This is a genomic window from Rubrivirga sp. (genome assembly GCF_049648075.1).
GTDB lineage: Bacteria > Bacteroidota > Rhodothermia > Rhodothermales > Rubricoccaceae > Rubrivirga.
In genome coordinates this window covers 1-12,101 of record NZ_JBARYR010000253.1, presented here as the reverse complement: position 1 = coordinate 12,101, position 12,101 = coordinate 1, and the positions used below count along the sequence as shown (strand labels likewise).

The following is a 12,101-nucleotide window of genomic DNA, read 5'->3' as shown; positions in this document are numbered from 1 at the left end:
GCCCACGCGATCGCGGCCCCGTGATCGCCGGCCTCGATGGCCGTTCCGAGGCCCACGTCCATAAGCGCGTCGTCGACAGCTCCGACGTCGAGGTAGATCGCGTCGAGCGCCGCGAGTCGGTCGGCGGTGGGTTCCTGGCCGCGCTCGTCGAGCACGCGGTACACGCGGTGACGAACGGAGCCGGGAAACGCCGGGGCGTTCTCGATGAGCCAGCTGGCCCAGCGCGTCGAGACGTCCGTTCCCAACCCGGCCAGCCACGTGAGCGCGTAGGCGTCCTCGAGGTCGGGAGTCGCCTCTCTCGAGAGCTGTTGGTCGAGCTGGGCGATGCGGGACGACAGGGCGAGAGAGTCGAGCGCGCCTGTCGGCGCCACGCTCTCGTAGAACGAGAGGGAGGACCACGCCTCGACGCGGGCCGGATGGTCCTCGGTAAACGCGCGAGCGACGCGGGCGCCCGTCCGGAAGTCCCGGCGGCCCAGGTCGTCCACCCTTTCGGAGTACGCGGCCACGGTCGGCAGGCCGTCCGGTCCGTACGTCAGGAGCGGCCAGCCGGCCTCGAGGTTGGTGTCCACCGCGTCGCCGGACACGGTCGAGACGGCGAAGAGCGCGAACGCGACCGAATCGGGGAGAGCGAACCGACCTCGGTAGACGCCGTCGCTGCCGGCCTCGAGGACGGCGACGGCCCGCGTCACGGTCGAGCGGTCAGGCCACGCGCGGTCCGGCGTGCGCAGCCGCGCGCGTAGGTCGAGGGCGCCGTCGTCGGGCAGAATGGAGCCGGGCGTGTACTCGACCGCGAGGACGGCGCCGGGCTGAGGCGCGGAGGGGTCGAACGTGAGCTGCCCTGGCATCCCGCCTTGGGCGAGCGAGGGGGATGCGAGCGCAAGCGCTGCGAGGAGGAAGCCATATCTCATATCCGGTGCCGCACTGTAGTTGGCGTCAGCATAGGGGGTTCCCCGGTGTGAGCGCAACCCGGTTTCTGGGCGCCGCGCACGCCGTTTCGATTCGGCCCACGACCTCGAGGATCCTGGCCTCCGCCGCCCGCCCGTAGCCCACGACCAGCCTGCCCCGGTGTCGCTCAGAGTCGAACACCGCGTAGTGCGACGAGAGCGCCGTCACTCCGACGCGTCTCACTCGACACGCCGCCGCGACATCGGCGTCCTCGAGGCCGGGCGGTAACCACACGCAGACGTGCAGGCCCGCGTCCGTCGGTCCGACCTCGAGGCCGGGAACGGCGGCGTCCTCGAGGGCGCGTAGGATTTGGGCCGTGACGCAGCGTCGGCAGGCGAGATTGCCGCTCCGCTCGCCCTCGATGCCCGACGTCTCCGCTACCGTCTCCTGGTTCCGCAACGGCGAGCCGTTCTCGGACCACCGATACAGCCGAGCCCACCGCTGGATCTTCGACGGCGGCCTCGAGGTCGCCGCGTCGTCTTCGCCGTCGGTCGTGCCCACCCCGATGTCGGACCCGGCGGCCGTAGATCCCGAAGAGGCGTTTGTGGCGTCGCTCTCGTCGTGCCACATGCTGTGGTTTTTGTCGATCGCGGCTCGGCGCGGGTTCGTCGTGGACGACTATCGAGACTCGGCGGAGGGCGCCCTCGAGGCCGAGGACGGTCGGCAACGAATGACGCGCGTGACGCTCCGACCCCACGTGACGTACCACGGCGACGCGCCCGCCCTCGAGACCGAGGACGCGATGCACCACGCCGCGCACGAGTCGTGCTTTATCGCGGCGTCGGTGACGAGCGAGATCGTGATCGAGCCGGTGCGGTCGTGACACGCACCGCCCGCCTGCCCGCCGTCCTGACCGCGTTCGCGACCGTCTACGTCGTGTGGGGGTCGACGTACCTCGCGATCCGGTTCGCCATCGAAACGCTGCCACCGTTCACGATGGCGGGCACTCGGTTCGTCGTTGCGGGCGCCCTCCTCTACGCCGTTGTCCGGGCTCGCGGCGCCGCGGCGCCGAGCGCGGTACACTGGAAGACAGCCGCGATCGTCGGGACGCTCCTGCTGGTCGGGGGAATCGGGACGACGACGTGGGCCATCCAGCGCATTCCGTCCGGCGTCGCCGCGCTCCTGGTCGCGACGCTGCCGATGTGGATGGTGCTGATCGACGCCGTTCGTTCGTCCTCGAGGCCGACGCTCCCGGTCGTACTCGGGCTGGTCCTGGGAATCGCCGGCATCGCGATCCTGATCGGCCCGCACGAACTCGGAACGGAGTCCGTCGACATCGTCGGAGCGCTCGCGGTCGTCGGGGCGACGCTGAGCTGGTCGGCGGGGTCGATCTACCAGCGTGGGGCCGAGACCGCGCCAGACTCTCTCGTGAACGTGGCGATGCAGATGCTGGTCGGCGGCGCGCTCCTTCTGGTGGTGGGCGCCGGCTTTGGAGAGCGGCCCGACCTCGAGGCCGCATCCTCGAAGTCCCTGCTTTCCCTCGCCTACCTCATCGTGTTCGGGTCCCTGATTGCCTACAGCGCCTACGTTTGGTTGTTGGATGTCTCGACACCTGCGAAGGTCTCGACGTACGCCTACGTCAACCCGGTCGTCGCCGTCCTGCTCGGCTGGTGGCTCGCGGACGAGGTCCTCGACACGCGTGTCATCTTGGCGGGCGCTGCCGTGGTCGCGGCCGTCGTCCTGATGACGCGGCCCGCCGGCAAGCCCAAACCCGTCCCCGCCTCCGCCCCGACATGAACATCTCCCGTGCCACCATCGCAGACCTCGAGGCCGCTGCGCCTCTGTTCGACCGCTACCGCCAGTACTACCGGCAACCGTCCGACCTCGAGGGCGCGCGTCGCTTCCTGCGGGACCGCTTCGAGGCCGACGAGTCCGTCCTGTTTTTGGCAACGGTCCGCGGCCTCGAGGCCGCCGTCGGGTTCACGCAACTCTACCCGTTCTTTTCGTCGGTCGGGATGCAGCGGGTGTGGGTGCTGAACGACCTGTTCGTGGGGGAGGAGGCGCGGCGACGAGGCGTGGGCCGGGCGTTGATGGAGGCCGCCCACGACTTCGCTCGCGGGGACGGCGGGCTCCGCGTCGAGCTCGCCACGGAGAAGACCAACGTGACGGCGCAGGCGCTCTACGACGACATGGGCTACGTCCTCGAGGACGACGTCTTCCGCTACTCCCTCGCGCTGAAGGGTTAGGCGACGTCAACGCGGTTGGCACATGAGCCGTCTGTCGGCGACCTCGAGGACGGGAGCGCGACCAGCCCCTGTCCTCCTCCTCATTCGAGGAGGGGGGACCTGACCTGATCCCTCGAGGTCGGTCGTGAGAGCCGCGACGTGGGGTGAGACGACTCCGAAATGGTCCGGCCTCGAAGCGGCGTCCTCGAGGTCGAAATCAAAGCCTCGACCTCGGGGCTAAGACCGTGAGATCGACGACGGGCCACAGACGATGGGAAATCGCCCTCGAGGCCGAGCGCGGGTCCGTCCTCGAGGACGCGCTACTGCGAGCGGATCAGGATCAGGTCTTCCTGCGGTGGGGTCAGCCACTCGGCGCCGTCGTCGGTGATCACGACCATCTCCTCGACCGAGATCGTCTTGGTGTCGTCGCCCTCGAGGGGCCACGAAAAGAAGCCGTCGAAGGCGAACGTCATGCCGGGGCGGAGCACGTCGAGTTGGCGGCCGGACGGTGTGCGGCCTTCCTGGCCGCCGCCCAGGCTCGGGCCGGAGTCGTGCGCCCAGTACCCGACTGGGTGGCCCGTGCTCCACATGACCGGGAGCGAGCCGGCTTGGCGCATCACCTCGCGCTGGGCGCGGTCCACGTCGACGCCGCGTGCACCGGGTCGCATGGCGGCGAACGCCGCACGATTCCCGCGTTTGGCCGCCTCCCACTTGGCGAGCGCGTCGGCCGGCGCCTCGGTTTCTCCCGGTGCCAGCACGTACGCGAACCGCTGGATGTCCGTCACCCACATGTCCCCGACCCGGATGCCGAAGTCGGTCTGGATAAAGTCGCCCGGCTGGATGACGCGGTTGGTCGGGTGCGAGTGGCCGCGGTCTCGGCCTGAGTTGACGGCCGGGTTCTGGTCCGGCGCCCACCCGTTTCCGACGCCGGCCTCGACCATCTTGGCCTCGAGGAAGTCGGCGATGTCGCGGTCCGTCGTGACGCCCGGGACGGCCTCGAGGTAGGCCTCGACCTGCCACTGCGCCGTGAGAGCGGCGGCCTGGCGCATGAACTCGACCTCGGCCGGCGTCTTGACCGACAGCCACTCCGAGATCAGGCCCCCTGCCGACACGGTCCGCTCCATCCAGTCGCCGAGTCCGGCCTGCATCCGCTCGTACTGCGTCGACGACAGGCCGTCCGAGATCGGCGTCGAGCCGCGGTTGATTGCGATCGAGGTCGGGTCGTGGCGCTCGAGCAGCTCGAGGACGGGCGCCCAGACGGTCGATCCGCGTGGGATCTCGATGACTTCGTCGTGCGCCTCGAGCTCGGCGAGCGCCGTCGCTTCTCCGGCCGGCGAGACGGCCACGGGAGAGACGCCGTCCTCGACGCGGAAGAACAGGAAGGCCGCCTCGCCACCCGCGTTCTCGCACCCGACGTGCCGCGCCATCGGGTCGTTGTCGTTCTCGCGGCACAGGATTAGCCAGGCGTCGACTTGGGCGCGGTCCATCGCGTCCGGTAGCAAGTGGGAGATCCGTTCGGCACGGATCTCGGGCCACACGTCGGCAGGCTGCGCCGCGGCGACGGTCGTTAGGCAGAGGGCGAGGAGGAGAGGACGCATCGAGGTCGGGGGGGCGGAGGCGTCAACCTACCGCGCCACGACCCGTCCTCGAGGTCGCTAGTTCAATGCGCCTTGGCCGAAGTTGACGCTGAAGTCCTCGCACCAGATCGATAGGCCCCGGAACTGCGACGGGTCGGCCTCGATGGGGGCGCTGTAGTTCTGGTCGCCGCGCGTGCTGCGCAGCGGCCCCAACGTGACGTGGCCGTCTGCCAAGTCGCCCGAGAGACGACGGACGAGCCAGACGTGCAAGTCGGGTCCGCCCTGAATGTCGGCACCCTCGAACCGGACCAAGTGTCGGCCATCGGGGTGGCTGAAGAGCAGGATCTGGCCCGTCGCGCGGTGCCCGTCGACGCCGGCCAATCGGCCTCGAGCCCCGATCGTTAAGCCTGCCGCCGGCGGCGCGTTCGGGTCCGATGCCGAGTCGTCCACCGGCGGCTCGTCCATCAGGATGTCCGTCGGCGTGGACGTGCAGGCGGAGAGGCCGAGCAGGAAGACGCGCATAAGCTCAGGATAGGGAAGCGGCCGGCTCGAGTCCTCACGGCGGGGAAAACACGAGAGGCCCGTCCTCGAGGCCGAGGTCATTGGGAAACGGGCACGAGCCTCGCTCGCCCTCGAGGACGTGGATCACGGGAAGTTCCACCGCGGACGGTTGCCCGCCGCCTCGCCCGCGCCTAGTTTTCGGACCCACGGAGAGGTGGGTGAGTGGCTGAAACCGCCGCTTTGCTAAAGCGGTGTGTGCCGAAAGGTGCACCGGGGGTTCGAATCCCCCTCTCTCCGCCCGCGCCCCGGTCCGAGCATCGCTCGAGGCCGGGGCGATTGGGTTTGTGGACGCGCCGCGCTCGTCCTCGAGAGCGTGGGGTGCAGAGCCAGCGTGGCCTTCACGTACGGGATAAGTTCGATTCGATGACCTCCAGGCCGTGGTGGCGTTCAGTAGCGCCACGAAGGTCAGGTCGAGATCGTCGAGGGCTGCGACGACGGCCGCGAGAGCGACGAGTTCTCGTTCACTGTCGTCCTCGGGGGCAGCGACTCGCGGTGCTACTACGTCCTCGAATTGACCGACGAGACCCTCTCCTACGTGTGCGGCGATAGGGCGGGCAGACCACGTTCGTACTCGAAGATCGGTTTGTAGCGAAAGACGTTCGAGGTTCTTTCTCGAGGACGAGTCACCCCGTCTCCGGTCGCGGCGCCGCCAGCCGCGTGTGGACGGCCTTGACCGCAACCGAGCCCTCGCCCACCGCGCCCGCCACACGCTTCGTCGATCCTGACCGCACGTCTCCAACCGCGAACACGCCGCGGAGGCACGTCTCGAACGTCGCTGGTCGGTCGTCGCCCCACTCGTCGGGCAGGCAGTCGTCCGGGACATCGGCGCCGGCCAGGATGAACCCCTTGGCATCGAGGGCGACGCCCAGGCGGTGCTCGCCGTCGCCCTTGAGCCAGTCCGTGCACGGGCTCGCGCCGATAAAGACGAACAGCGCCGGCGTCTCGACGCGCTCCGACTCGTCCGTCTCGTTGTTCTCGATGGTCACGGCGTGGAGCGCCTCGTGCTCGGTTCCGTCGCCGTGCAACTCGCGGGCCTCCGTGTGATGCCGCACCTCGACCACCTCCGAGGCCTCGATGCGGTCCGCGAGGTAGCGGCTCATGCTCTTGCCCAGGTCGTCGCCGCGCAACAGCAGCAGCACCTTGGCGGCCCGCTCGGACAAGAACATCGCCGCCTGTCCCGCCGAGTTGCCGCCGCCGACCACGATGACCGTCCGGCCCTCGCACCCGCGCGCCTCCATCTCCGTCGCCGCGTAGTAGATGCCCGCGCCCTCGAAGTGGCGCAGGTTCGGGAGCGGTAGGCGGTTGTAGTTGGCGCCCGTCGCCACCACGACGGTCCGTCCTCGAAGGGTCGGGCCGTCGCCGAGGGCGACCACGTAGGCGTCGCCGTCGCGGCCCAAGCCCGTCGCCCGGCGCGGCGTGACCATGCACGCGCCGAACTTGCGCGCCTGAACCGTCGCCCGCGTTGCCAGGTCCGTCCCGCTCAGGCCCGATGGGAAGCCGAGGTAGTTCTCGATCCTCGAGGACGAGCCCGCCTGCCCGCCCGGCCCCATCTCGTCCACGACGACCGTCTTGAGGCCTTCGGACGCGCCGTACACCGCCGCCGCCAAGCCCGCCGGTCCGGCCCCGATCACGACCAGGTCCGCCGTCTCGTCGTCCGGCATCTCGCCTGCGATCCCGACCGCCTTCGCCAACTCGAGCGGCGTCGGGTTGTCCAGGACGGTCTCCGTCCCCCACACCACGACCGGCCCGTCCTCGAGGGTGTGACCGACGGCCTCGAGGACGGACTGTGCCTCCTCGTCGTCGGGCGTGAGCCAGCGGACGGGCAAGTAGTTGCGGCGCGCGAACTCGGCCAGGTGGACGGCGTCGGGGTCCGTCTGGGCGCCGATCAGCGTCAAGCCGGAGGCGCCCTCGCTGACCAGCCCTCGCCGGCGCGCGAACGCCTCGAGGATGGTCTCGGCCAGGCCGGTGTCGCGGCCGAGCAAGCTGCGGAACGCGTCGGCCTCGACCTGGAGGACGCGGCCGTCGGCCTCGACGCGGGCCGTCGCGTAGACGCTCTCGCCCAGCAGCAGGCCCATCTCGCCCAGCATCCGCCCGGCGCGGATCGGCTCGGGCGTGATCGGGCGCTGGCACTCGAGGTCGGCGTAGACCTCGACCTCGCCCTCGAGGACGACGAAGAAGTCGTAGCTGGCCTCGCCCTCCTGGAACAGCAGCTCCCCGGCCGTCACGTCTCGCTCGCGCCCGGCTTGGCGGAGGCGGTCGATCTGGGCGTCGGACAAGACGGGCGAGTCGGGGCGGTCGGCCATCGGGGGGGGCGTCCTCGAGGACGGCAGGTGCGTCGGTGTGACGATACGCCGGGCGGCCGTGTTCGGTGGTCCCCGGGGTCGGGTTGAGTAGTTGGTGAGGGCGCGAGAGGAGAGAGTAGAGGTCGAGAAGGACTTCACCAAACGTCCTTTGCTGATACATGTTGGATACATGTGGGGGGGTATTGTAGAGCCGCACAGGCCCCCTTATTTCCACAACCCTATAACCTCTTGAACGCTCTGTTCAGTCGTGCCCTTCGCGGCACCTTTTTGTCCTCTGTATTCCTCGCCGGTCTCCTGTCGGGCTGTGACTCGGCTCAGACTACGAGTGGCGACGATGTCGTCCCCCAGACGGCGGTCGAAGTCCGCGCATTCTATCGCGCGAACCTCGCTGCCGTAGATTCCTACGCTGCTGAGCGCGACCTTCCCGTGGAGAGTCCCGAAGTGATCCTGGCGGGGACACGTCAGTTCTACGCGGACCAGTTCGGTCCTTCTTCTGATGAATACTCTCTCTACGCCTCAGCCCTCGAGAGTCAGCCCACGACAGGCGCTCGGCTCGCGGCTAACTCCGGTGACGAAGTCCCTGAGGCTGTTGCTGATGTCGCTCAAGACGTAGAGTCCCTAATCAATGGGTCCGATACGTTTGTTGCATTTATGGACGGGCTCGCAGATCTGTACACTCAGACCGAGGGATCCGATCTGTCGAGCAGTGATCGGGAGATGGCTCTCGCTTACATCGCCGTAGTACAGGAGTCGATGGCTTACCTGGATCAACAAAACGGATACTCGGACGCCGCTGCGATGGAGTACGCTCGCATTCGAGGATGGCGCTGCGCTGCAGGGATCCTCGGATCAGCGGCCCTCGGCGGGCTGGGCGGATTTGGAGCAGCCGGTCCAATCGGTGCCACAATCGGCGCGATTGGGGGTGGCCTCGTAGGTACAGCTGAGTTCTGCTAAGTCTCAGGCGTAGCTCTCTGCGTCATTCCCTCGCGGGGGCGGAGTTTCCTGCCCCCGCGCTCATATCACAAAGTGATTATGCCACGACCGAACCTTCTGCTGATCATTGTTCTCGCACTGGGAACAGCCGTCCTCTTCGCCTATCGCCTCACGACGGGTACCGACGGATGGAGACTCGTTCTGCTAGGAATGGGTGCCGCCATATTTATTGGGCTCGCGTTGTTTGGGCCGAGGCTCCGCCCGCGGCCCGACCGCTAAACAGATCGCGGTCCGTTTGTGAGACCATGCTTCCCTCCCCCGACCTCGAGGGCGGCGCGGTCCCACTCGGCGAGGTCGGCGGCCGCGGCATAGGTCGTCTCGAGGAACGCCGTCAAGGTCGCGGCCGGGTCGTCGGCCGTGCGGACGGCGTCGTAGGGCAAGACGTACTCGCCCAGGTCCGCGTCGTAGCGCGCGGCCTCGGGCGAGACGGGGTACTCGCGGTAGCCGTCGGGCTCCGGGTAGGCGTACGAGTAGAACGACGGCTCGCCGACGCCCGCGCCGGGCCAGAAGCCGGCGCTCGAGACCTCGTGCGAGTACGCCTCCCGCATGACCCAGTCCGCCAGGTGCGGCGCGCCGCCGGGATGGTCCGGCGCCGTCCGGCCCGAAAACCGCGTGACGGCCAGGTCGAAGGCCCCCCAGAACAGGTGTACCGGACTCACCTTGCCAACGAACTGCGCCCGAAACTGCGCCAGCACGCGGTCGACCTCGACCAGGACCTGCCAGTAGCGCCCGACGGCGTCCCGGTCGTACGCGGCGTGCTCCGTGTCATTCGGGAAGCGGGAGACGTCGCCGGGAATCTCGACCGGCATGGGCCAGATCTCTGTCGGGACGCCGACGTCCTCGAGGGCGCTCATCGTCCGCTCGTAGAACGTGGCGACCGACATCGGCTCCAGGTCGAACGCCTGGCGCTGGCCGTTCGTGGTCTCGACCTCGAGGACGTGGCTGACGACGTCGAACCGGACCTCGAAGCTGCCGCTCGCGTGGGGGACGAGCGACGTCGTCAGGCCGCGTGCCGAGACGTAGAGCGGGACGTGCCACGAGTGGTTGACCCACGGCGCGTGCGCCAGCCGCACCTTGCCGACGATCTGGAGCCAGCGCCAGACCGTGTCGTGGGTGTCTTGCCAGTCGTCGAGGGGCAGGGCGGGCCAGGGCATCGCGGTCGGGGCAAGGGCCGAGATCTACGTCCTCGAGGACGGCGGCGGTCCCAGAAATGCGGTCGCAGTCGGCCTCGGAGTCGATCGCGGCGAGTTCGCGAAGCGGTCGGGATCCGGCGGCCACGCGGCGTGTCGAACCGGCGCTTTTCTCACCCCCCAACTCAACCCGCATGACCCGTTTCTTTCTAACCCTGTCCCTGTTTCTCGGTGCCGGCGCCATCGGCCTGACCGGCTGCGAAGTCGAAGAGCAACGTGAGGTCGAGTCCGACGGCGACGTCGACTACGACACCGAGATCGGCCTCGACGAGGAGGCGGAGGCCGATGTCGACGAGGCCCTGATGAACGCTGAGGAAGGCCTCGACCGGACCGGCGAGAACATCCGCGAGGGTGCTGCCGAGGCCGGCGCTGCCATCCAGGAGGGCGCCCAGAACGTTGAGGACGCCATCGACAGCAACATCGACCTGGGCGAGAACGCCGAGAACCAGTAGGTCCTACCTCGAGATCGGACTGGGCGAGGTCGCGCGGCTGTGAGGCTGCGCGGCCTCGCGTCGTTTTGGCTCTACCGAGCGATGGTGAGTCGTGTGGAGGCCTGCCGGGCGCCTGCGCTCAGCCGAACGACGTACACGCCGCTCGGAAGCCATGACGCGTCGAGGTCGACGGCGTGCAATCCGGTCTCGAGGGCGCGGTCGAGGACCGTGGTGACGTGTCGGCCGGTGACGTCGAACAGGTCGAGCGAGACCGGGCCGGACCGAGCGGTCTCGAACCGGATCTGGGTCGCGTTGGCAGCCGGGTTGGGGAGGGGCGCGCCCAGGGACAGTGTGGCCTCGACGGTCGGGTCCACATCAACGGGGTTTGGCGCGTCCTCGAGGGCGGCGGCGATGCGGCGCTTTAGCTCGAGGTAGGTCGGGAAGACGTTCGGCTGCTCGTCCAGCGTGAGCAGAACGCCCCCGAGGTCCTGCTCGACGTCGACCCACGGGCCGAAGCCGAAGGCGCCCAGGCTGCTCGCGTGCCGCAGCTCGCCCGACTCGGTCAGCTGCTCGCGCCACACGCCGACCCCGTAGCCGAGCGCGTCGTTCGGGATGTCCGGGTCCGTCCCGGCGTACTTCGTGTACGGCGACTCGAGGACAGGGACGGCGCCTCGCTCGACACCGCCCGTCTGATCGGCCAGCATCGCGTCGACGGCGGACGGAGAGAGAACGCGGGTGCCGTCGTGGACGCCGCCGTTGAGCACCATCTGAAGGAAGGCTGTGTAGTCGCTGGCGCTCGAGCGGATGCCGCCGGCCACACGCGGATTCGTCTCGCTGTTGTAGACGGTGTCGGTCATGCCGAGAGGCTCGGCAATCCGTTCTTCGAACAGGTCGGTCCAGGCCTGCCCGGTCGCGACTTCGGCGGCGCGAGCGGCGACCTGCATCGAGCCGCCGCCGTAGAAGAACCCGGAGCCGGGTAGGTAGCGGAGAGGTCGGCCGAGGACCTCCGCGGCGCAGGCCTCGAGCGTCGTCGTGACGTCTCCGAGGCAGTCCCGGCCGATCGGCGAGACGATGCCGGAGGTGAGCGAGAACAACTGCCGGATCGTGACGCTGCGTTTTGGCCCGGTCAAGCCGGGGAAGAACTCGGACAGCGGGCTGTCGAGAGAGAGGTCGCCGCTGTCGACCAGGCTCATGATGACGGCGCCGGACAACCACTTCGTCGCCGACGCGATGTCGACCACCTCGTCAGTCTCGAACGCCCCGTAGGCCCGCTCGAACACGACCGTGTCCGCGCGAACAACGCGGACGACTGCGCCGCCTCCGATCTGGGCAAGCGAGTCCGCCATCAGTGCGTCGACGGCTGTAAAGTCTGGCGTGGTTTGAGCCCGAGACTCAGGAGCGGCGGCCGCGAAAAGGACGATTGGGAGTAGAAGACGAAGCATCGGCGCGAAGAAAGCTCGATAGGCAGACTCGCTCCCCGTCGCTTACGACCTGTGTCGGTTTGATCGCGAATCGTCGCTCGTTACACCCGCACTCGCCTTGACCTCAGGTCGCGTCCTCGAGGTCGGGGGCGCGCTAGCCGGCCGCTCCCAGCCCCGCGGCGCGGCCCGTCGCCCAGGCCCACAGGAAGTTGTAGCCGCCGATCGGCCCGAACGCGTCCAGGACCTCGCCGGCGAAGAACAAGCCCGGCTGCCGACGGCTCTCCAGCGTCCGGGTGTCCACCTCGCCCAGCCCGACCCCGCCGCCGGTTACCTCGGCCTTTTTGTAGCCCTCGTCGCCGGTCCACGGCAAGCGGTACGCGGTGAGGGCTGTGAGGAGCCGTTTCCGCTCGTCCATGCGCAGATCGGCCCGGTTGCGGTCGGCGGGGACCTCGGCGTCCTCGAGGACGCGGTCGGCCAGGCGCGTGGGGAGCTCCGCCCGCAGGGTCGTCGCGACG

General features: G+C 68.9%; 13 protein-coding genes and 1 tRNA gene. 6 read left to right on the top strand and 8 right to left on the bottom strand.

Annotated features, from left to right (window positions below):
* Both WBA11_RS07660 and WBA11_RS07655 read right to left on the bottom strand, forming a co-directional pair.
* The coding region (locus WBA11_RS07660) for a hypothetical protein (RefSeq protein ID WP_424520108.1) at positions 1-908 on the bottom strand (908 nt) is incomplete at its 3' end.
* A 25-nt stretch (positions 909-933) separates the two neighbouring features.
* A complete protein-coding gene (locus WBA11_RS07655; protein WP_424520107.1) occupies positions 934-1,344 on the bottom strand; it encodes a hypothetical protein in 411 nt (136 codons plus the stop codon).
* On the opposite strand from WBA11_RS07655, the gene WBA11_RS07650 reads away from it, so the two are divergent.
* Genes WBA11_RS07650 through WBA11_RS07640 form a run of 3 tightly spaced genes read left to right on the top strand, consistent with a single transcriptional unit; the run spans position 1,307 to position 3,131 of the window.
* A complete protein-coding gene (locus WBA11_RS07650; protein WP_424520106.1) occupies positions 1,307-1,768 on the top strand; it encodes an OsmC family protein in 462 nt (153 codons plus the stop codon). The two genes, WBA11_RS07655 and WBA11_RS07650, sit on opposite strands and share 38 nt — an antisense overlap.
* Positions 1,765-2,682, top strand: coding sequence for an EamA family transporter (locus WBA11_RS07645; protein WP_424520105.1), 918 nt, complete (start codon positions 1,765-1,767; stop codon positions 2,680-2,682). Before WBA11_RS07650 ends, WBA11_RS07645 begins: the two co-directional genes overlap by 4 nt.
* The gene (locus WBA11_RS07640; RefSeq protein ID WP_424520104.1) at positions 2,679-3,131 is read left to right on the top strand and encodes an N-acetyltransferase family protein; all 453 of its coding nucleotides are present in this window, start codon (positions 2,679-2,681) and stop codon (positions 3,129-3,131) included. Before WBA11_RS07645 ends, WBA11_RS07640 begins: the two co-directional genes overlap by 4 nt.
* A 299-nt stretch (positions 3,132-3,430) precedes the next feature.
* Here WBA11_RS07640 and WBA11_RS07635 read toward each other — a convergent pair whose 3' ends face one another.
* Together WBA11_RS07635 and WBA11_RS07630 are read right to left on the bottom strand one after the other, a co-directional pair.
* A complete protein-coding gene (locus WBA11_RS07635; RefSeq protein WP_424520103.1) occupies positions 3,431-4,708 on the bottom strand; it encodes a M24 family metallopeptidase in 1,278 nt (425 codons plus the stop codon).
* A gap of 57 nt (positions 4,709-4,765) precedes the next feature.
* Positions 4,766-5,209 (bottom strand): DM13 domain-containing protein, encoded by a 444-nt coding sequence (locus WBA11_RS07630; protein WP_424520102.1) that lies wholly within the window; start codon positions 5,207-5,209, stop codon positions 4,766-4,768.
* A 187-nt stretch (positions 5,210-5,396) separates the two neighbouring features.
* Between WBA11_RS07630 and WBA11_RS07625 the strand changes: the two genes are divergently transcribed.
* A tRNA-Ser gene (locus WBA11_RS07625) sits at positions 5,397-5,485 on the top strand.
* A 386-nt stretch (positions 5,486-5,871) separates the two neighbouring features.
* Here WBA11_RS07625 and WBA11_RS07620 read toward each other — a convergent pair.
* The gene (locus tag WBA11_RS07620) at positions 5,872-7,551 is read right to left on the bottom strand and encodes an FAD-dependent oxidoreductase (RefSeq protein ID WP_424520101.1); all 1,680 of its coding nucleotides are present in this window, start codon (positions 7,549-7,551) and stop codon (positions 5,872-5,874) included.
* A 267-nt stretch (positions 7,552-7,818) separates the two neighbouring features.
* Here WBA11_RS07620 and WBA11_RS07615 point away from each other — a divergent pair, with 267 nt between their 5' ends.
* Positions 7,819-8,505, top strand: a complete 687-nt coding sequence (locus WBA11_RS07615) for a hypothetical protein (protein WP_424520100.1) — start codon at positions 7,819-7,821, stop codon at positions 8,503-8,505.
* 254 nt (positions 8,506-8,759) lie between these two features.
* Here WBA11_RS07615 and WBA11_RS07610 read toward each other — a convergent pair whose 3' ends face one another.
* Positions 8,760-9,698 carry a DUF5996 family protein gene (locus WBA11_RS07610; RefSeq protein ID WP_424520099.1) on the bottom strand — a complete coding sequence of 313 codons (939 nt, stop codon included), beginning with the start codon at positions 9,696-9,698 and terminating at the stop codon, positions 8,760-8,762.
* Positions 9,699-9,868: 170 nt separating this feature from the next.
* Here WBA11_RS07610 and WBA11_RS07605 point away from each other — a divergent pair, with 170 nt between their 5' ends.
* Entirely contained in the window at positions 9,869-10,186 is a 318-nt protein-coding gene (locus WBA11_RS07605; RefSeq protein WP_424520098.1) for a hypothetical protein, read from the top strand.
* 71 nt (positions 10,187-10,257) lie between these two features.
* Here the strand turns inward: WBA11_RS07605 and WBA11_RS07600 are convergent, their stop codons facing one another.
* A complete protein-coding gene (locus WBA11_RS07600; protein WP_424520097.1) occupies positions 10,258-11,607 on the bottom strand; it encodes a serine hydrolase in 1,350 nt (449 codons plus the stop codon).
* A gap of 133 nt (positions 11,608-11,740) precedes the next feature.
* A partial coding sequence (locus tag WBA11_RS07595; RefSeq protein ID WP_424520096.1) for an NAD(P)/FAD-dependent oxidoreductase occupies positions 11,741-12,101 on the bottom strand: 361 nt, incomplete at its 5' end.